Source organism: Puniceibacterium antarcticum (genome assembly GCF_002760615.1).
GTDB lineage: Bacteria > Pseudomonadota > Alphaproteobacteria > Rhodobacterales > Rhodobacteraceae > Puniceibacterium > Puniceibacterium antarcticum.
In genome coordinates, this window is the sequence record NZ_AWWI01000027.1 from 18,748 (window position 1) to 37,003 (window position 18,256).

19 protein-coding genes and 1 pseudogene are annotated in these 18,256 nt (G+C 61.3%); 15 read left to right on the plus strand and 5 right to left on the minus strand.

Annotated elements, in window-relative coordinates:
* Window positions 1-77 precede the first annotated feature (77 nt).
* Window positions 78-1,952 (minus strand): polysaccharide biosynthesis protein, encoded by a 1,875-nt coding sequence (locus P775_RS02860; protein ID WP_099909547.1) that lies wholly within the window; start codon window positions 1,950-1,952, stop codon window positions 78-80.
* Window positions 1,953-2,427: 475 nt separating this feature from the next.
* Here P775_RS02860 and P775_RS02865 point away from each other — a divergent pair, with 475 nt between their 5' ends.
* Window positions 2,428-3,450: an aspartate-semialdehyde dehydrogenase gene (locus P775_RS02865; RefSeq protein WP_099909548.1), complete on the plus strand. Its 1,023-nt coding sequence runs from the start codon at window positions 2,428-2,430 to the stop codon at window positions 3,448-3,450.
* 221 nt (window positions 3,451-3,671) lie between these two features.
* The gene (locus P775_RS02870) at window positions 3,672-4,001 is read left to right on the plus strand and encodes a hypothetical protein (RefSeq protein WP_099909549.1); all 330 of its coding nucleotides are present in this window, start codon (window positions 3,672-3,674) and stop codon (window positions 3,999-4,001) included.
* A 1-nt stretch (window position 4,002) separates the two neighbouring features.
* Here the strand turns inward: P775_RS02870 and P775_RS02875 are convergent, their stop codons facing one another.
* On the minus strand, window positions 4,003-4,671 hold the full coding sequence (locus P775_RS02875) for a carbonic anhydrase (protein WP_099909550.1): 669 nt from the start codon (window positions 4,669-4,671) through the stop codon (window positions 4,003-4,005).
* A 162-nt stretch (window positions 4,672-4,833) separates the two neighbouring features.
* On the opposite strand from P775_RS02875, the gene P775_RS02880 reads away from it, so the two are divergent.
* The 4 genes from P775_RS02880 (at window position 4,834) to speB (ending at window position 8,478) form a co-directional block, all read left to right on the plus strand.
* Window positions 4,834-5,202 carry a hypothetical protein gene (locus P775_RS02880; protein WP_245875543.1) on the plus strand — a complete coding sequence of 123 codons (369 nt, stop codon included), beginning with the start codon at window positions 4,834-4,836 and terminating at the stop codon, window positions 5,200-5,202.
* Between the two features lie 62 nt (window positions 5,203-5,264).
* Entirely contained in the window at window positions 5,265-6,650 is a 1,386-nt protein-coding gene (locus tag P775_RS02885; protein ID WP_099909552.1) for a leucyl aminopeptidase family protein, read from the plus strand.
* Window positions 6,647-7,513, plus strand: a complete 867-nt coding sequence (locus P775_RS02890; RefSeq protein WP_099909553.1) for a C40 family peptidase — start codon at window positions 6,647-6,649, stop codon at window positions 7,511-7,513. The genes P775_RS02885 and P775_RS02890 overlap by 4 nt, the downstream gene beginning before the upstream one ends.
* Window positions 7,510-8,478, plus strand: a complete 969-nt coding sequence (gene speB / locus P775_RS02895) for an agmatinase (RefSeq protein WP_099909554.1) — start codon at window positions 7,510-7,512, stop codon at window positions 8,476-8,478. Before P775_RS02890 ends, speB begins: the two co-directional genes overlap by 4 nt.
* Window positions 8,479-8,509: 31 nt before the next feature.
* Here speB and P775_RS02900 read toward each other — a convergent pair whose 3' ends face one another.
* A complete protein-coding gene (locus P775_RS02900) occupies window positions 8,510-8,851 on the minus strand; it encodes a DUF2794 domain-containing protein (protein ID WP_099909555.1) in 342 nt (113 codons plus the stop codon).
* A gap of 273 nt (window positions 8,852-9,124) precedes the next feature.
* Between P775_RS02900 and P775_RS02905 the strand changes: the two genes are divergently transcribed.
* The 4 genes from P775_RS02905 to P775_RS02920 all read left to right on the plus strand — a co-directional run bounded on the left by P775_RS02905 (window position 9,125) and on the right by P775_RS02920 (window position 11,922).
* Window positions 9,125-9,562, plus strand: a complete 438-nt coding sequence (locus P775_RS02905) for a c-type cytochrome (protein WP_180287297.1) — start codon at window positions 9,125-9,127, stop codon at window positions 9,560-9,562.
* 102 nt (window positions 9,563-9,664) lie between these two features.
* Window positions 9,665-10,216 carry a carboxymuconolactone decarboxylase family protein gene (locus P775_RS02910; RefSeq protein ID WP_099909557.1) on the plus strand — a complete coding sequence of 184 codons (552 nt, stop codon included), beginning with the start codon at window positions 9,665-9,667 and terminating at the stop codon, window positions 10,214-10,216.
* Window positions 10,217-10,467: 251 nt separating this feature from the next.
* Window positions 10,468-10,992, plus strand: a complete 525-nt coding sequence (locus P775_RS02915) for a GNAT family N-acetyltransferase (protein ID WP_099909558.1) — start codon at window positions 10,468-10,470, stop codon at window positions 10,990-10,992.
* A gap of 210 nt (window positions 10,993-11,202) precedes the next feature.
* The gene (locus P775_RS02920) at window positions 11,203-11,922 is read left to right on the plus strand and encodes an NYN domain-containing protein (protein WP_099909559.1); all 720 of its coding nucleotides are present in this window, start codon (window positions 11,203-11,205) and stop codon (window positions 11,920-11,922) included.
* Between the two features lie 26 nt (window positions 11,923-11,948).
* On the opposite strand, the gene P775_RS02925 is transcribed toward P775_RS02920, so the two are convergent.
* Window positions 11,949-12,575: a TetR/AcrR family transcriptional regulator gene (locus P775_RS02925; RefSeq protein WP_099909560.1), complete on the minus strand. Its 627-nt coding sequence runs from the start codon at window positions 12,573-12,575 to the stop codon at window positions 11,949-11,951.
* 184 nt (window positions 12,576-12,759) lie between these two features.
* Between P775_RS02925 and mbfA the strand changes: the two genes are divergently transcribed.
* From mbfA to P775_RS02950, 5 genes are all read left to right on the plus strand, one after another.
* On the plus strand, window positions 12,760-13,734 hold the full coding sequence (gene mbfA, locus P775_RS02930; RefSeq protein WP_099909561.1) for an iron exporter MbfA: 975 nt from the start codon (window positions 12,760-12,762) through the stop codon (window positions 13,732-13,734).
* Between the two features lie 198 nt (window positions 13,735-13,932).
* Entirely contained in the window at window positions 13,933-14,862 is a 930-nt protein-coding gene (locus P775_RS02935; RefSeq protein WP_099909562.1) for an AEC family transporter, read from the plus strand.
* A 74-nt stretch (window positions 14,863-14,936) separates the two neighbouring features.
* The gene (gene fghA / locus P775_RS02940; RefSeq protein WP_099909612.1) at window positions 14,937-15,767 is read left to right on the plus strand and encodes an S-formylglutathione hydrolase; all 831 of its coding nucleotides are present in this window, start codon (window positions 14,937-14,939) and stop codon (window positions 15,765-15,767) included.
* Window positions 15,764-16,219, plus strand: coding sequence for a YaiI/YqxD family protein (locus P775_RS02945; protein WP_099909563.1), 456 nt, complete (start codon window positions 15,764-15,766; stop codon window positions 16,217-16,219). Before fghA ends, P775_RS02945 begins: the two co-directional genes overlap by 4 nt.
* Before the next feature lie 51 nt (window positions 16,220-16,270).
* Window positions 16,271-16,888 (plus strand): HAD family hydrolase, encoded by a 618-nt coding sequence (locus tag P775_RS02950; RefSeq protein WP_099909564.1) that lies wholly within the window; start codon window positions 16,271-16,273, stop codon window positions 16,886-16,888.
* A 16-nt stretch (window positions 16,889-16,904) separates the two neighbouring features.
* On the opposite strand, the pseudogene P775_RS02955 reads toward P775_RS02950, so the two are convergent.
* Window positions 16,905-18,141: pseudogene (locus P775_RS02955) on the minus strand (MFS transporter).
* Between the last annotated feature and the right edge of the window lie 115 nt (window positions 18,142-18,256).

The window sequence follows — 18,256 nt, forward strand, 5'->3', positions numbered from 1 at the left end:
TGCCTATTTTGCGTTTAGCCCAAGTTACGACAGCACGGCTGAACCTATCCGGGGCCATTACTTTGTCGGCAGCGTGATCAGACGAAGGCTTCCTGAGCCTGTTGCGTCTCTGGGCTGCGTTCGACCCAACGGGCGATGACGGCCTGGGCCCCCAATTCGTCATGGCTGGCTATGGCTTTGCTCAGACTGCTCAGCGCATTGGCCATTTCGAGCTCTGACAGGAAACCTTCTTGCGCACGCAATATCTTGGCATGAGGTGTGGTCAGCATATCGGAGGAAATCAGCAGTTCTTCGTGCAGCTTTTCGCCCGGGCGCAGGCCAGTGATCCGGATTTCTATATCACCGTCCGGCGTTTCAGCGTCCTTTACGGAATAGCCGGCACCTTCGATCATCTGGCGGGCCAGCTTGGCAATTTGCACAGGTTCCCCCATATCGAGCACAAACACATCGCCGCCCCTGGCAAAGGAGCCGGCAAGCAGGACGAGGCGCGCTGCCTCGGAAATGGTCATGAAATAGCGGGTCACGGCGCTGTGTGTCAGAGTTACCGGACCTCCTCGGGCGATCTGTTCTTCGAAGAGCGGAACGACCGATCCCGAGGACTGAAGCACATTGCCAAAGCGCACCATGGAAAACCGCGTTCCGAAAGAGCGGGTCGCCAGATCCTGAATCACGAGTTCAGCCAAGCGCTTGGAGGCACCCATCACGTTGGTGGGACGCACGGCCTTGTCAGAGGAGATCAGGATAAACCGTTCCACCCCGGTATCGCGCGCGGCATCGGCCAGGATCTTTGTGCCGATGACATTGTTGCGCAGGCCAGAGATGGCGTTGCATTCGACAAGAGGCACGTGCTTGTAAGCAGCGGCATGTAGGACGACATCTATGTCATGGGCTGACAGGACCCGACGCATCTCAGGAGCGTCGGTGACAGAGCCAAGAACTGACACGATCTGAACGCTGTTTTTCAGCTCGCTCATCTCTTTTACGATATTGTAAAGGGCGAGTTCCGAGTGATCGAGCAACACGATGCACTTTGGTTGAGAGTTGATCAGCTGACGGCAGAGTTCTGACCCGATGGATCCGCCCGCGCCGGTGATCAGAACGCGGCGACCAGAGTAAGCATGGCTGACGGCGGGCAGTTCGAAGTCGAGCCGTTCGCGGCCCAGAAGATCTTTGAGCGGTACCTGCAGAACCTTTTTGCGCAGGTCTCCCTCGCTGACCAGCTCGGCAAAAGAGGGAAGCGCCTGAACCTCGCAGCCAATTTCGCGCAGGCGGTGGGCGATGCGTCCCTGGCTCGCTTGGCTGATCGACGGCATCGCCAGAACCACGCGGTCAATCTTGCGCTCTATTATAAGCTCCCTGATCTTTGCCGGGGAGTGGACCTGCAGACCGGCGATCCGCAGACTTTGTAGCGTGGGGTTGTCGTCAATGAATCCGACGGTTTGGATTGCGTTATCGGTGCGCAATGCTGCGACCAGCTGCTGACCGGTTTGGCCCGCGCCGTAGATCAAAACCCGCATCCGGGTTTGACCGTGGCGGTAGATCGTCATCACGCTATAGCGCAGGGCGACCCGCCAGGTGGCGACCAGAAAAAGGAACAGCAGTGCGAAAATGAAGAATACCTCAAGTGGAATCTTCGGCGCGATCAAGCCGTTCAGCGCCACGCCGATCAGGGCGACGCTCCCGGAAAGCGTCGCGCTCATTAGGATGCAGCGCATTTCATAGGCGTTCAGCTTGATCTGCGGCAAGCCCATATAATAGGAGAGGCCCAGCATAGCGATAAGCATCGCGCCGAACTCCGGCGCGCAGGCGATCAGAAGGGCCATGTCTACGTTGACCTGGGCGTTCAACATCATTGCCGCGCACAATGCGACAACCAAGGTTAAGGCGTCGATGGCTAAAAAAAGAAACTGTTTCTGGGCCGGAGTAAGTGCGGTAGCAATCTTGTAGAGCATTAAAGATTTACCCCCCCGCTGCCAACGCACCAACCATACACGCCCCTTGAAAAAGAGCTTGTGCCACAGGCTAAAGGCTTTTCTTCAGAAACCTGACCCCTTCTCACATTCGCAGAGTTCCGTTAAAAAAGTTCTAATTTTTAGGTTTTGGCTGATTCAGGGGGCACCTAAGGCGCGCTCTTTGCTTGAAATTCATCGTCTAAAACTCTCCTGCTAAAACGAAGTGCAAATTCCCGGGATCTCTTGGGCTGGTGTTCGATCCGGATGACTCCAACAAGATGCGTCCAGATCGGGGTCCTGCTGGCGGACACGTCGGCCGGATATCTTGTAGGAATCTACAGCGTCTGTTCTTAACACGCTGACCGGAAGGGAGCGCACGACCCTCTTTCGCCTTGCTCACGGCTGCGGTATGCAGCGCGCAAGCTGCGTCCACATTCCTTGCGGGCGACGGGATAGATATGGGAAGGAGCCACTTATGGGCTACAAAGTCGTTGTTGTCGGCGCCACGGGGAACGTGGGCCGTGAAATGCTAAACATCTTGGCGGAGCGTGAGTTTCCAGTCGACGAAATCGTTGCGCTTGCCAGCCGTCGCTCACTTGGTACCGAGGTGAGCTTTGGCGATCGCACGCTCAAGACGCAGGATCTGGATACCTTCGATTTTACCGGTTGGGATATGGCACTGTTCGCCATCGGGTCGGATGCGACAAAGAAATATGCGCCCATAGCTGCAAAGGCCGGCTGCGTCGTGATCGATAACTCCTCGCTTTACCGCTACGATCCGGACGTTCCCCTGATTGTTCCTGAAGTGAACCCCGATGCGATCTTTGGCTATTCTAAGAAGAACATCATCGCGAACCCCAACTGCTCGACCGCGCAGCTGGTTGTTGCGCTCAAGCCGCTGCATGACCGCGCCAAGATCAAACGCGTTGTGGTGTCGACCTACCAGTCAGTGTCAGGTGCCGGCAAAGAGGGCATGGACGAGCTTTGGAACCAGACCAAGGCAATCTACAACCCGACCGACGATGTCCCGCCCAAGAAATTCACCAAGCAGATTGCGTTCAACGTCATTCCGCATATCGATGTCTTCCTCGACGATGGATCGACCAAGGAAGAGTGGAAGATGGTTGCCGAGACCAAGAAGATCATAGACCCGTCGATCAAGCTGACCGCGACCTGCGTGCGTGTGCCTGTTTTCGTCGGCCATGGTGAAGCGGTGAACATTGAAACCGAAGAATTTCTGGACGAACATGAAGCCCGTGACATCCTGCGCGAAGCGCCGGGGATCATGGTGGTCGATAAGCGCGAAGACGGCGGTTACGTAACGCCGGTAGAGTGCGCCGGTGATTTTGCGACGTTTATCAGCCGGATCCGTCAGGATTCTACCATCGACAACGGCCTGAGCTTCTGGTGCGTGTCGGATAACCTGCGCAAGGGCGCGGCCCTGAATGCGGTGCAGATTGCTGAGACACTGGGCAATCGCGTCCTGAAAAAGGGCTGATCCATCAGCTTTGGCCGAAGTTGACTTAGCTAAATCGACTGATAACGGGTCGTCTTCGGGTGGCCCGTTTTCGTTTGAAGCACTCTGAAGCAGGAGTTTCGAATTTAAAAAATCTTTGGAGCTATAGGCGAAATATGAACGCCAAGCCAAAATCCTGTCAGATTTCAGCCCAATTTCTATCTTAGAAAGAGAGCGTACACAGTTCAGATAGGCATCTTTCCATGCAGACCTTTGCTCAGCAGCAATCTACCATTACCTTCGTTTCCACGCCACACTTCGCTCTTGATTGCGAAACCGCAGCGCTTTTGCGCAGGTTTCTGCTGCCGATTTTTGAAAAGGCAAAAGTCTGGGAAGAGCTGCGTCAGGATCTTCTGACCAAGGGCTACGAAATCGCCTTTCGCGATGATCTTCTGGTGTTATGCAATCTGGATACGCCTCAGATCTTGCGCGTCGGCAGCCTGCTCAGCGCGTCCTTGCACAGCCGTATCGAACGGCTTGGTCGCGCGCAGGCCTCTGCGCACCGTAAAGGTGGCGTAGACATGCGTTTCTAACTCAGCCCGCCGCACCCTGGCCGACCGGAGCGAACAGCCCGGTCTTCGGGTCGAACCATTCCAGCCCGCCTTCGCCAATCTCGTGCCAGAGGCCGTGCAGGGTCAGTCCCTCGGCCTCGACCGCCTCGCGCACGAAAGGGAAGGTCATGAGGTTTTCGAGCGAGACCAGCACCGCTTCTTTTTCGAGCAGGCGCATGCGTGTCTCGGCGTCCGGTTCATCTTTGACCCGTTCATAGCCCGGGCGCAGCAGGTCCATCCAGCGGCCGACAAAGCTTGAGGTTTCTTCCAGATGCGGGGCTTCGCCCGAGCACATCTGCATGCAGCCCTGCACGCCGCCGCAGTTGGAATGGCCCAACACGACCAGATGCGACACCTTCAGTGCCACCACAGCATATTCAACTGCGGCCGAGGTCCCGTGCTGGGCGCCGTCGGGCTCGTAAGGGGGCACGAGGTTGGCGATGTTGCGGTGGATAAAGAATTCGCCCTGATCTGCCCCGAAAATAGAGGTTACATGCACCCGTGAATCGCAGCATGAAATGATCATGGCACGGGGGCGCTGGCCTTCGGTTGCCAAGCGTTTGTACCAAGCGCGGTTCTCGGTATACGTCGTTGCCTTCCAACCGTTGTAGCGCTGCAGCAGATAGGCGGGCAGGGGTTTTGCACTGAGCATGGCGTCTTCGTCCTCTGTGTCTTCCTGCACTCAACTATGCGGGATTCGAAGGGAATTCGAGAGACATTCTGACAGGATCTAAACCTTTTGAGAACTGCTGGCGGGCTAGCGTGATGACCGCCGTGGGGGCGTGGGACAAGGGATTAGATGGTGGAAGAAATAATGGTGCTTGCACCAAAGGAGAACGCAGGTCTGGATCCAGACCGGCTTGAAGCACTGTATTCGCAGCTTGGCCCAAGTGCCGCCGAAGATGTTGTTTGCCGCGCAATGGAAGAACTTGCCTTGCGCCTTGCTCATATCGACCGGCTGTTTCACGAGCACGCCTGGGGCGATATGCGCAAGAACACCCGGGCTCTTGTCGCCATTGCGGATCAGATCGGGATGACAGGGCTTGCCTGTGTCGGTGGCCATGTGATCAGTTGTATCGACGATGTTGACCACATTGCCCTTGCCGCCACATTGGCGCGGTTGAACCGACTGGGCGAAGGGTCGTTGACTGCTATCTGGGATCTTCAGGATCTTTCGATCTGACCCCCTTGCGGGCACCGGCTGTCTGGCTAGGTTAGGGCCGATTGCCACGAAAGGGTGCCTCCATGTCGTTTGTCTTTGCCTCCCCCGATGCCCGGGCCCTGCCGCTGCATATTCTGGAGCCGGATGACCTCGCGCTCTGGACCGCGCAGCAATCCGATTTTGTCCGTGCCTGGGTCGAAGCGAGCAGCTTCAAGGGTGCTCTTTGCTCTGCCCTGATGGTGCCTGGAGCGGATGGCGCCCCGGAGTGCGCGCTTGCGGGATACGGCACAGCGAAACAGCGCGCGCGCACCCGTTTTGCACTGGCGGGTGCCATGGCACATCTGGCCCCCGGAACCTACCGTATTGCCGAAGGATTGCCGCCCGAGGATGCCGCGACAGAGGCACTGGGATGGCTGTTGAGCAGCTATGGCTTTTCCCGCTATCACGGCGCGGCACCAGACCTTCCTATGCTGGTGGCTCCCGAAGGCGTGGATGCGGCGCGGATCGAGATCCTCGCACAGTCTGAGGCACTGACCCGCGATCTGATCAACACCCCGGCGTCGGATATGGGGCCGATCGCGCTGGAGCAGGCCGCGCGCAATCTCGCGGATGAATTCGGTGCGCGGATCGAGGTGACGGCAGGCGATGCTTTGCTGGACGCCAACTTTCCGATGATCCACGCGGTGGGTCGCGCTGCGGCAGAGGCACCGCGGCTGATCGACATGCGCTGGGGGGCCAGCGGCCCGACGCTGACGCTGGTGGGCAAGGGCGTCTGTTTCGACACGGGCGGGTTGAACATCAAGCCGGGTAGTTCCATGGGCCTGATGAAAAAGGACATGGGCGGCGCGGCCAATGTGCTGGGCCTTGCACGGATGATCATGGCGCTGGGACTGAATCTGCAGCTGCGGGTGCTTATCCCTGCCGTGGAAAACAGCATTTCAGCCAGCAGTATGCGCCCGCAGGACATCCTGACCTCGCGCAAGGGGTTGACGGTTGAGATCAACAACACCGATGCCGAAGGCCGACTGGTGCTGGCGGATGCGCTGGCGCTGGCGGATGAGGAAAAGCCGGATCTGGTGATTTCGATGGCGACACTGACCGGATCGGCGCGCGTGGCTGTCGGGCCGGACCTTGCACCGTTCTACGTGGATGAGGATGCGATTGCCGATGCGTTGTCGCAGGCGGGTCGGCGCATGGCTGACCCGCTCTGGCGGATGCCATTCTGGGAGCCCTACGAGGCGATGATCGAACCGGGGATCGCCGATCTGGACAATGCCCCTGCAGGATCTTTCGCAGGGTCGATCACAGCGGCACTCTTCCTGCGCCGTTTTGTGACCGAAACGCCGTCCTATGTGCATTTCGACATATACGGCTGGCAACCGGCCCCCGCGCCAGGACGGGCCAAGGGTGGCTTCCTGCAGGGGCCACGTGCCATCCTTGACGCGCTTCCGACGCTGTTGAAACTGTGAGCGACCGTCGTCTTACCCCTGCCAACAGCCGTGTCGCGGCAGATTACCTGCGCGGCACGGTGGAGGCGCCCCATTATGTGGCAGGCGTGCCGCGCATGGTTGACGACGGCGTTGTTGACTTGCTGCGAGCACCGGGTGGCGCGCGGGACCGACAGGTACTGATGGGGGCTGCGGTCACGGTCTATGAGAATCACGACGGCTGGTCCTTTGTGCAAGCAGAGGCGGATGAGTACGTAGGTTATGTGCCAGAGGATGCGCTGGGCCAGCCGCTGGAGGCCACACATCGCGTCGCGGCACGCGCGACACATGTCTACAGCACCCCTGACTTCAAGGCGCCCGAGCTTCTGACGCTGAGCTATGGCGCACGGATTTCGGTGCTGCGCAACACCTTGGGGTTCGAGCCGGACCGGCCCGAGCGCTTTGTGCAGACCTCGCAGGGATTTGTGCCGCTGGCGCATCTTGTGCCGGTGGACCAAAGTGCGACCGATCCCGTGGCCGAGGCGGAAAAACTGTTGGGGACGCCGTATCTGTGGGGCGGCAACAGCGCCTTTGGCATCGACTGTTCCGGTCTGGTGCAGGGGGCGCTGGGCGCTTGCGGGGTGCGTTGTCCGGGCGACAGTGACCTGCAGGAACAGGTGTTGGGCCGCACCCTGCCGCAGGGGACCCTGCCGCAGCGCGGGGATCTGCTGTTCTGGAAAGGGCATGTGGCCTGGGTCGCCGGGCCAGACATGCTGCTGCACGCCAATGCTTATTCCATGTCCGTGACGTTTGAGCCTCTGCGTGAGGCGGTGGCACGGATCGAAACCCAGGGCGACGGGCCCGTGACCCGCCATGCCCGCCTGATAGAGGAAGCTTTCATATGACCAGCGATCCATTCTTTCACCCCGTTTCCGGCTTTGACCTGCCGCGTTTTGCAGGCATTCCGACCTTTATGCGCCTGCCGCATGTTGCGCCGGACCATCCGCGGTTTTCCGAAATAGATGTGGCTCTGGTTGGTGTGCCATGGGACAGCGGCACCACCAACCGCCCCGGTCCGCGTCACGGGCCGCGCCAGCTGCGCGATGCCTCGACCATGATCCGGGCCGAACACCCGGTCAGTGGCATGCGCCCGTTCGAGGCGATGGCCTGCGCCGATGTGGGCGACGTTGCCCCGAATCCGGCGGATATCCAGGAATCAATGAAGCGGATCACCGCGTTTTACGACCAGCTTTTGTCGTCTGATATCATGCCCTTGACGGCTGGGGGCGACCACCTGTCATCGCTGCCGATCCTGCGGTCCTTGGGACGCAAGGCGCCGCTGGGCATGATCCATTTCGACAGCCATACCGACCTGTTCAACAGCTATTTCGGCGGCACCATGTTCACCCATGGCACCCCGTTCCGCCGCGCCGTGGAAGAGGGGCTGCTGGACCCCAAGCGCGTGGTGCAGATCGGTATTCGTGGCACCGCCTATGACACCGAAGACAAGGATTTCGCCAAATCCGTCGGGATCCGCATCATCACGATCGAGGAGTTTCACGATCGCGGTGTTGTGGATGTCATGCAGGAAGCGCGTGAAATCGCCGGGGATGCGCCGACCTATGTGAGCTATGACATTGATTTCGTTGATCCAACTTTTGCCCCTGGCACAGGTACGCCAGAAGTGGGGGGGCCGAATTCTTATCAGGCGCTGCAGGTGGTGCGGGCACTTGAGGGGCTGAACATTGTCGGCGCCGATATGGTCGAGGTGTCACCGCCGTTCGATGCCTCTGGCGGGACCGCGTTTCTAGGTGTGTCGATCATGTTCGAGCTGCTGTGCATCATGGCCGGGCGCATGTCCGCAGCCTGATACGCCGGCCTAACCCCTTGATTCCGCGCGGTCAGTCGATCGTGCGGATCAGTTTTCGTTCCAGAACGCGCAGGACCATTTTCAGGTCATTTCCGCGTTTCAGCACCTGGCCATCCATCCCCACGACGGAATATTGCCCCTGTTTGCTGCGCAGTTTGGGGCGTTTTTCCACGCGATAGAGCGGATTTTCCGCCGCGCGACGGAAAATGGAAAAGACGGCGACCTCTTTCAGGCAGGAAATACCGTAGTCGCGCCATTCCCCGGCGGCGACCATCTGCCCGTAAAGCCCAAGAATCACAGACAATTCTGTGCGGTGGAAGGCCACCTGTTCGTGCATCTGGGGCGCTATGGGAAAGGGCGTGAGACTGTTCATTCCAGCAGAGTCGCGCCGAACGCGTGGCAAATCAAGCCTTTTCCAGATTGGCCCTAAAGGGAGCGTAAAGATGCCCGGCCAATGCCACCAGGAGCGGCAAAAACGGCATATGGAAGACGTATGGATTTCATATGGAAAGCGTATGGCTCGGATGCGGGCGGCAGGCTCTTGCGGTTGGAAGGGCCTGCGTTCAAAAGCGCGGCTTAACCGGGGCGCGATTTAAACGACGCCATGCCGGACCCGTTGAGCAGATACCAAATACAGGATACCCCGATGCCCCTGCGCCTGAGTGCCGCCCTTTTACCGCTGATCTTTGCCGGTGCCGCCTTTGCCCTGCCCGGAATGCAAAGCGCGGATGTGACAAAACGTGTGAAGCTGATGACACAGATCCGGGATACCACAGTTCAGCTGTCAAAGATGGCGCGGGGCGACACGGCCTTTGATGGCGATCAGGCCGCGCGCCTGGCGCAGTTGCTGCGGGCGGACACGGCGGCGATTCCGATCCATTTCGAATTTCAGGTGATTGATCCGCAATCCCGCGCCCGCCCCGAGATCTGGACCGACTGGGTGGCGTTCGAACAGGCTGCTGCGCGCAGCCAGGCGGTGGCAGATGCCTTGCAGACCGAAACACCGCAGCAGATGCGCCGCGGGCTTGCCACGCTGGAGCGGACCTGCCGGCAGTGTCATCGCCAGTACCGCGTGGGCGATTGAGAGGGTGATGTCTGAAGCGGACGCGGTGGTGTGTGTCCGTGCTCTGGTTCTTTGCCGCTGTTCTGTGCAGTCTGCCCGTAAAACACCCCGAAAGGTTTTCCTATGCCGCATACCGATTATCCGCCGCTGAGTGACGCCGACTGGCCCGCCGAGGCCGAGGCGCTGAAAGGCAGCTTTGCCACAAGGCTTGATGTGTACCGCGTGATGGCGCACCGGCCTGCGCTGCTGGCCGCCTGGGCGCCGCTGCGCGACCATGTGGTGGTGCAGACCGCGCTGGGCGCAGAGCTGAGCGAGGTGGCGATCCTGCGCACCGGGCACCGGTTGGGCGCGCCTTATGAATGGGCGCATCACGTTGTGCGGTCGCGCAAGCTGGGCATGACGGATGCGCGGATTGGCAGCATCCGGGGGCCATTGGCCGCCATGGCACCAGAGGATTCGGTGATTGCGGGGGCGGTGGATGCGCTGTTTGACGATCACCGGATCGGGCCGGAGCTGGTGACACAGATCGAGGCGCTGGTGGGGTCGGACGGGTTGTTCGATCTGATCGCGACGGTGGGGTTCTATTCGGTTCTGGGCGGGATGCTGAACACGTTGCAGACCCCGGTGGACGGGGATGTGGCGGCGGCGCTTGCGGCGGAGCCGTTTGAGGACTGAGTGGGTGGCGTTTGCCGACCTAGACTTGACCTTGGGCGCGGGGGAGGAAATTGCCCGATCCGCTGATCCCGCCAAGGGGATGTGCGTTTGGCGTGCGCTGTCGCGGTGCCGGGGCAGGCTGTGGTGAAGAGGTGCCGCGGCTGGAGGGGCTGGGCCATCAGGCGGCCTGTTCTTATCCGCTGAGGTAAGGCGACTTGCGTGACGAGCCCATGGATCTTAAGGCAGGGGCGTCTTACGGGAGCACGGGCAGAATGCAGCAGGATATGACGATCAGGGATCTGAAGGGCCGGGAACTTAAGGGCGGAGAGGATGCCGCGCTTTGGGCGCTGCTGGAACCGGTGTTCCGGGCTGGCGATACCTATGCGATTGACCCGGATATTTCGCGCGAGGCGGCGCTGGCCTATTGGTGTGGGCCGGGGCGCAAGGTGTCCATGGTCGAGATCGACGGTGCGGTTGTCGGCAGCTATTATCTGGTGCGCAATCAGGGTGGCGGCGGGGCGCATGTGTGCAACTGCGGTTTTGTCACCGGCCAGGCGGCACGCGGCAAGGGAGTGGCGCGAGCGATGTTGGACCATGCGCTGGGCGCTGCCGCAGGGGCGGGGTTCAGGGCGATGCAGTTCAACTTTGTCGTCTCGACCAACAGCCGCGCCGTCGATATCTGGCAGCGCGCCGGGTTCGAGATTGTGGGCCGATTGCCGGGGGCATTCCTGCATCCGGCGCAGGGCTATGTGGATGCGCTGGTGATGTACCGCAGGCTGGACGGTATCACCGGGTGATCTGATGCCCGGCTGATCTGAGCCGCCGGAACGAGGGGGCTGTCTGCCCCCTCGCGCTCCCCCGAGGATATTTGGGGGCAGATGAAGGCGCGGTCCTGTCGTCGTTTCTTTTTCAGAAACGCCCTTGCGGGATGCCGTGGCGGAAGGGGCATTGTATTTGTAAGCAGGCTGCGAATCCGTCAGGGTATGCGCAAACCGAAAGGAGCCGAAATGGCCAATCCGAACCGCTCGCCGCTGCTTGCCGTGCTGATCGATGCTGACAACACTTCGCCCAAATATGCCAAGGCGCTGTTCGAGGAAATCGCGAGCTTGGGCGAAGCCTCTGTCCGGCGGTGTTATGGTGATTTTTCCAGTCAGCAGATGTCGGGCTGGTCCAAGGTGCAGGCGGAATTCGGTCTTGTGCCCCATCACCAGCCGGCCAATACCGTGGGCAAGAATGCAAGCGACATCGCGCTGGTGATTGATGCGATGGATCTGATGCATTCGGGTCGGTTTGACGGTTTTGTGCTGGTCAGCTCGGACAGCGATTTCACACGCCTTGCCAGCCGCGTGCGCGAGCAGGGGCTGGATGTGTTCGGCATGGGCATGCAGAAGACGCCGGATGCCTTTCGCAAGGCCTGCAAGCGGTTCATTTTCCTTGAAAACCTGGAAAATGCGCCCGAGCTTGGGGCCAAGGGGCCGACACAGCGCGAACCGGGGCGCAACCTTGATGAGGTGCGCAACCTGATCTTCAAGGCGATGGATGCGATCGAGCAGGATGACGAATGGTACACGCTGGGCCAGTTGGGCCAGTTCCTGACCAGTGCCAATCCGGATTTCGACACCCGCACCTATGGCAAGCGCAAGCTGAGCGATATCGTGGCGGAGCTGAAGGTGTTCGAGACGCGCCGCAGTGCCGGCAATCAGCTGCTGGTGCGGCGGGTCGACTGATCCGGGGTTAAGGTTGGGATTGTGGGTCAGGCGCCGTAGCGGGCCATGAAGGTGTCGACGGCGCCGTCGATGACGCGGGTGCGTTCGGCCTCGGTGAACTCCTGGCGCAGGCCAAAGACCAGGCGGACCCAGAGATCCGCCTTGCACAGTTCCGCAAACTGGTCGGCGGCAAGATTGCAATCTGTCATCTTCAGCTCGCCCCGCGCGGCAGAGGCGCCGAGGTAATCCACGATGGCGCTGTGCACCTTGAGCGGGCCACTGTTGTAGAAGGTCCGCCCGATATCGGGGAAACGATCCGCCTCGGCGAGGCAGATGCGGAAGATGCGATGGCCCATGTCCGACAGGATGAATGCCAGAAAGTTGTGGCCCACTTTGCTGAGCACGATGCGGGGTGGTTGCGACTGATCGATAATCTGCAGCGCCTCATCCGCCTGGCGGGCGCATTGGGTGGTGGCGACCTCCATGAACAGCAGGCGCTTGTCGGGGAAATAGCTGTAGAGTGTCGCCTTGGACACGCCCGCGGCGCGGGCGATGTCATCGACCGATGCGCCTTCGAATCCGTCGCGCATGAAGATGTCACGCGCGCCATCGAGGACCTGATCGTATTTGCGCCCCTTGCGCCCCTTGCGAAGCTTTGCAGCGGTGGCTGTCATGTCTGCCCGTTCCCTTTGCCTTGTCCTACATAAACCGTTTGGTTCAGTCTGGGCAAGCAAAGGCCGCTGTTGCCCGCGGTCAGTGTTAAAGGCGCGGCGCCATAGGGCCCAAACGGGGCATTTTGCGATTGCAGCACGGCAAAGCTCTGCTAGATTAGAATCATTCTAAAATACGGAGGTGGTCATGCGCTTTTTCTTTCAACGTCGCCAGTTCAGGGATTTGTCCGAACAAGAGGTTCTGGCGCTTGCCATCTCTTCCGAAGAAGACGACGCCCGGATCTACCGCAGCTATGCTGAAATGCTGCGTGCCGATTATCCCGACACGGCGCAGGTGTTTGACGGCATGGCGCGCGAAGAGGATGGTCACCGCAAGATGCTGATCGACCTGCATTGCGCACGGTTCGGAGAGGTCATTCCCCTGATCCGCCGCGAGCATGTGGCCGGCTATTATGCACGCCGCCCGGTCTGGCTGGTGCAGAACCTGGGGATCGAACGGATCCGCGACGAGGCCGAAGGCATGGAAAGCGATGCCGAGCGGTTCTACATTGAGGCCGCAAAGCGCAGCACCGATGCCGCGACCCGCAAGCTGTTGGGCGATCTGGCCGCCGCCGAGGCCGGGCATCAGGACCGCGCCGGCGCGCTGACCGCGCAACATCTGGATCCGGATGCGCGCGATTCGGAGGATCGCAATGCCCACCGCCAGTTCGTGCTGACCTGGGTGCAGCCGGGGCTGGCCGGGCTGATGGATGGCTCTGTTTCCACCCTCGCGCCGATCTTTGCCACGGCCTTTGCGACGCAGGACACCGGGACGACCTTCCTTGTCGGGCTGGCGGCCAGTCTCGGTGCGGGCATCTCGATGGGCTTCACCGAGGCGGCGTCAGATGACGGCGCGCTTTCGGGGCGCGGCTCACCGCTCAAGCGTGGGATCGCCGCCGGGGTGATGACGGCGCTCGGGGGGCTGGGCCATGCGCTGCCCTATCTCATCCCGCATTTCTGGACGGCGACGATCATAGCCTTTGTCGTGGTGTTCATTGAACTCTGGGTCATCGCCTGGATCCAGAACCGGTTCATGGACACGCCGTTTTTCCGCGCCGCCTTTCAGGTGGTGCTGGGGGGCGCGCTGGTCTTTGCCGTCGGGGTGCTGATCGGCAGCGGCTAAGGCCGCCTCCGGCCCCTTCTTCTCTTCTGCATTTCACCTGTCCCCAAATATCCTCGGGGGGGCCTGGCCCCCGGGCCAGGCGGGGGCAGACAGCCCCCGCGACCCTCGCGGTTGCAGACCGGCCTCTGAAGTTGGGGAAACGACCGCCCCGCAGGCTTGGCGATTGACGGCGTCCCTGAGGCTGTTAACAAGATTGCGATGCTGGACATTTTCCTCAAGACGCTGCCGTTTTTCGCACTGATCGCCCTCGGCTACGGGGCCGGGCGGTGGCGCTTTTTTAGCGAACAGGCGACGGCGGCGCTGACGCGGTTCGTGTTCTACTTTGCCCTCTCGGCGATGCTGTTCCGCTTTTCCGCCAACCTGTCGATTTCCGAAATCTTCGATGGGCGTCTGGCCATGGCCTATCTCTGCGGGACCCTCGCGGTTTATGGCGTTGCCACGGCGGTGGCGCTTGTGCGCGGGCTGAACGTGGAAACCGCCGCGATCGAAGCGCAATGCGGGGCCATCGGCAACACCGGCTTTCTGGGGGTGCCGATGCTGGCGCTTCTGCTGGGGCCAGAGGCGGTGGGGCCGATCATTCTGGTGCTGGCCATCGACATGATCGTGTTTTCCTCGCTTCTGGTGATCCTTGTCACCGGATCGCGGGACGGGCGCATGTCGGTCGGGATGCTGGGCAGTGTCGGCCTTGGGCTGGTCAAGAACCCGATGATCGTGTCGATTGTTCTGGGTCTGGCCGTGTCGGCCAGCGGGCTGCCCATTCCTGTGCCTGCGAATGAGTTTCTGGCGACCCTGGGCAATGCCGCAACCCCCGGCGCGCTGTTTGCCATTGGCGCCTCGCTTGCCAGCAAATCGGCAGAGCGGATGCAGATCGCGGGCTGGCTGAGCTTTTGCAAGCTGATCCTGCATCCGCTGTTTGTGGCGGTGGGCGCCTATCTGCTGTTCCCGGTCACCTCCTATCAGGCGGCGGTTGTCGTCTCGGCCGCGTCGCTGCCGGTGGCGGGGAATGTGTTCATACTGGCGCAGCATTACGGGGTGGCGCCGCAGCGGGTGTCGGCGGCGATCCTGATCTCGACCGCTTTCAGCATTGTCACCGTGTCGCTGTGGATCGCCTGGGTGACAGGCGGATGACTGCGCCGCAAGTCGGGGTTGCCGGGGGCAGGGGGCTTTAGTAGCCCGGTGGTAAACATATGGGAGATGAGACGATGAAGACTGTTTCCGAGAATCGCTGTTTTGGCGGCACGCAGGGCGTCTACAGCCACGCGTCCAAGGCCACCGGGGGCGAGATGACCTTTGGCCTGTTCCTGCCGGAAGAGGCGAAACTGGGCGAGGTGCCGGTGCTGTGGTATCTGTCCGGTCTGACCTGCACTCATGAAAACGCCATGACCAAGGCCGGTGCTCAGGGCTGGGCGGCCGAGCAGGGCATCGCGCTGGTGTTTCCGGACACATCGCCGCGCGGCGAGGATGTGGCCGATGACGAGGCCTATGATCTGGGCAAGGGCGCGGGGTTCTATGTGAACGCAACGCAGGATCCCTGGACGCCGCATTTCAAGATGTGGGATTATATCTGCGATGAACTGCCCGCCCTGCTGGGTGCGGAATTTGCCGTGGATCTGGAACGCCAGTCTATCACCGGCCATTCCATGGGCGGGCACGGCGCGCTGACCATCGCCATGGCCAATCCGGGGCGGTTCAAATCGGTCTCGGCCTTTGCGCCCATCGCGCATCCGAGCCAGAGCGACTGGGGCCGCAAGCAGTTGGGCGCCTATCTGGGCGCGGATGAAAGCACCTGGGTCAAACATGATGCATCGCTGCAAATGCGCGAGGTCGGCTTTGACGGGCCCGTGCTGATCGATCAGGGCAGCGCGGATCAGTTCCTGCACCTGCTCAAGCCCGAGGCGCTGGCCGAGGCGATGGCGGCGCGGCGTCAGGAGGGTCTGTTCCGGATGCAGAAAGGCTATGATCACAGCTATTTCTTTATGTCGACCTTCATGGAAGACCACGTGACCTTTGCGGCAGAGGCACTTTACGCGTGACAAAGCTCTACATCGATGCCGATGCCTGCCCGGTCAAGGACGAGGCCGAGCGGGTGGCCACGCGCCACAAGGTGACGATGTATCTGGTCTGCAATGGCGGGTTGCGCCCCTCGCGCAATCCGCTGGTCGAACTGGTGATGGTGCCGGACGGGCCGGACGTGGCCGATATGTGGATCGCCGAGCGGGCCGGTGTGGGCGATGTGGTGGTGACCGGGGATATTCCGCTGGCGGCGAAATGTGTGGCCGCAGGCGCGCGGGTGCTGCGCCACAACGGTGAGGCGCTGAGCGAGGCGAATATTGGCCAGCAGCTTGCGATGCGCGATCTGATGACCGATCTGCGCGCGGCAGATCCCTTTCGCCAGGGGGGCGGCAAGGGGTTTACAAAGGCCGACCGATCCCGCTTTCTGGACGCGCTCGAACGGGAATTGCGCGGTGCTCTCCGGGCGGGCTGAGGCAAAAATTTTGCAAAAATTTTTGGTGTCGCGCGGGATGGAGAGACAGGCATGCAGCCCCAGGCGGTGATCTTTGATATTGGCAATGTGCTGATCGAATGGCAGCCCGAACGGTATTATGACCGCGCGATTGGCGCCGAGCGGCGGCGCGCGATGTTTGCCGAGGTCGATCTGCACGGCATGAACGATGCGGTGGATCGCGGCGAAAATTTTCGTCAGAAAATTTACGCCACTGCTGAGGAATATCCGGCCTGGCGCGATGAAATCCGCATGTGGCACGACCACTGGCTTGAGATGGCCGCGCCCGAGATTCCGCAGTCCGTTGCGCTTTTGCGGGCCCTGCGCGCCAAGGGCATCCCGGTCTTTGCGCTGTCCAACTTTGGCATCGGCACCTTTGAGATTGCCGAAGCGGCCTATCCCTTTCTGAGCGAATTCGACCGGCGCTATATCTCGGGGCATATGGGGGTGATCAAACCCGACGCCGAGATCTACGCCCGGCTTGAGGCGGATTGTGGTTTGTCTGCTCAGCAGCTGCTGTTCACCGATGACCGGCCTGACAATATCGCCGCTGCGGCGGCGCGGGGCTGGCAGGTGCATCTGTTCGAAGGCCCCGGCGGCTGGGCGGACTGTCTGGCCGGGCATGGCCTGCTGGAGCGGGCGGCGGTCTGAGCGCCGCCCAAGCGTTTCAGGCGGTCTGCAGCACCGGGCTGCGCCGCTCGCGGATCGGCAGGGGGGGGGGGGGGGAGCGCGCCGACGCCCAGGCCGATCCACCACACGGCGGTGTAATTGCCGGTCAGGTCATACATCCGCCCGCCCAGCCAGACCCCCATGAAGCTGCCAAGCTGGTGCGAGAAAAACACGATGCCGTAGAGCGTGCCCAGATAGCGCATGCCAAAAATCTGACCCACGAGGCCGGCGGTCAGTGGCACGGTGGCGAGCCAGAGCGCGCCCATTACGGCGGAAAAGATCAGCACCGAGGCCGGGGTGATCGGCAGCAGGATGAACAGTGCCCCCGCGAGGGTGCGGGCGGTGTAGATTCCGGCGAGCAGGTATTTCTTGGTATAGCTCTTGCCCAGCCAGCCGGCCAGCAGCGTGCCGCCGATATTGGCCATGCCAATGACCGAGATCGAGATGGCGCCAAGGGCCGATGTTGTCCCGATCCCAAGGGCGGCGAGCATCCCGCCCGGCGCGATGGGGCCGCAGAGTTCGGTCACGAAGGCGGGGAAGTGGGCGGTGATAAAGCCAAGCTGATAGCCGCAGCTGAAAAATCCGATGAAGATCAGCGCGAAGGATGGATCGCGCAGGGCACGACCGAGGATCGTGGTCAGGCTTTCGTCAAGTTCGGTCTTTGTGGCGGTGGGCGCACGCATCAGCGGCAGCGCCAGCATCACCAGCAGGATCGCGGCGGCAAAGACCAGAAAGACCGACTGCCAGCTCATGAAGCCCAGCAGCCATTCCGCCAGCGGTGCGCCAAAGACCTGTCCGCCGCTGCCTGCGGCCGTCGCGATGGCCATGGACATGGAGCGGTTTTCATCCGTGCTCGCCCGGCCCACAACGGCGATGATCACGCCAAAGCCGGTGCCTGCGATGCCAAAGCCGACAAGGATTTCGTAAAGCTGATGCGCCTCGGGCGTGACGGCGGCGCTGGAGAGGACGAGGCCGATCGCATAGACCACGGCGCCCAGCAGGATGGTCTTGCGATCCCCGATCTTTTCCGCGAGCGCGCCAAAGAACGGCTGACCGAAGCCCCAGGCCAGGTTCTGGATCGCGATGGCGAGACTGAATTCGCTCCGCAGCCAGCCGAATTCGCTGGCGATGGGGATCTGGAAGACGCCAAAGCTCGCCCGGATCGCAAAGGAGACGAGGATGATCAGGCAGCCGACAAGCAGCACCGGGGTGAAGATGGAGGGGCGCTGTGTCATGGGGGACTCCGGGGCGTTTGCCGCACATTAGGGAAAGGCGGGGGCGCGTCAATTGGGAAGTTCCGGGGAGGTGCATCCGGGAATTTGATGTGAGGTTGCGTGTTGCGGGGCTACA

Bases quoted from the DNA above. Each gene is read 5' to 3' on its own strand.
- P775_RS02860 (WP_099909547.1), bottom strand. From the start codon at position 1,952: ATGCTCTACAAGATTGCTACCGCACTTACTCCGGCCCAGAAACAGTTT.
- P775_RS02865 (WP_099909548.1), top strand. From the start codon at position 2,428: ATGGGCTACAAAGTCGTTGTTGTCGGCGCCACGGGGAACGTGGGCCGT.
- P775_RS02870 (WP_099909549.1), top strand. From the start codon at position 3,672: ATGCAGACCTTTGCTCAGCAGCAATCTACCATTACCTTCGTTTCCACG.
- P775_RS02875 (WP_099909550.1), bottom strand. From the start codon at position 4,671: ATGCTCAGTGCAAAACCCCTGCCCGCCTATCTGCTGCAGCGCTACAAC.
- P775_RS02880 (WP_245875543.1), top strand. From the start codon at position 4,834: ATGGTGCTTGCACCAAAGGAGAACGCAGGTCTGGATCCAGACCGGCTT.
- P775_RS02885 (WP_099909552.1), top strand. From the start codon at position 5,265: ATGTCGTTTGTCTTTGCCTCCCCCGATGCCCGGGCCCTGCCGCTGCAT.
- speB (WP_099909554.1), top strand. From the start codon at position 7,510: ATGACCAGCGATCCATTCTTTCACCCCGTTTCCGGCTTTGACCTGCCG.
- P775_RS02900 (WP_099909555.1), bottom strand. From the start codon at position 8,851: ATGAACAGTCTCACGCCCTTTCCCATAGCGCCCCAGATGCACGAACAG.
- P775_RS02905 (WP_180287297.1), top strand. From the start codon at position 9,125: ATGCCCCTGCGCCTGAGTGCCGCCCTTTTACCGCTGATCTTTGCCGGT.
- P775_RS02910 (WP_099909557.1), top strand. From the start codon at position 9,665: ATGCCGCATACCGATTATCCGCCGCTGAGTGACGCCGACTGGCCCGCC.
- P775_RS02915 (WP_099909558.1), top strand. From the start codon at position 10,468: ATGCAGCAGGATATGACGATCAGGGATCTGAAGGGCCGGGAACTTAAG.
- P775_RS02920 (WP_099909559.1), top strand. From the start codon at position 11,203: ATGGCCAATCCGAACCGCTCGCCGCTGCTTGCCGTGCTGATCGATGCT.
- P775_RS02925 (WP_099909560.1), bottom strand. From the start codon at position 12,575: ATGACAGCCACCGCTGCAAAGCTTCGCAAGGGGCGCAAGGGGCGCAAA.
- mbfA (WP_099909561.1), top strand. From the start codon at position 12,760: ATGCGCTTTTTCTTTCAACGTCGCCAGTTCAGGGATTTGTCCGAACAA.
- P775_RS02935 (WP_099909562.1), top strand. From the start codon at position 13,933: ATGCTGGACATTTTCCTCAAGACGCTGCCGTTTTTCGCACTGATCGCC.
- fghA (WP_099909612.1), top strand. From the start codon at position 14,937: ATGAAGACTGTTTCCGAGAATCGCTGTTTTGGCGGCACGCAGGGCGTC.
- P775_RS02950 (WP_099909564.1), top strand. From the start codon at position 16,271: ATGCAGCCCCAGGCGGTGATCTTTGATATTGGCAATGTGCTGATCGAA.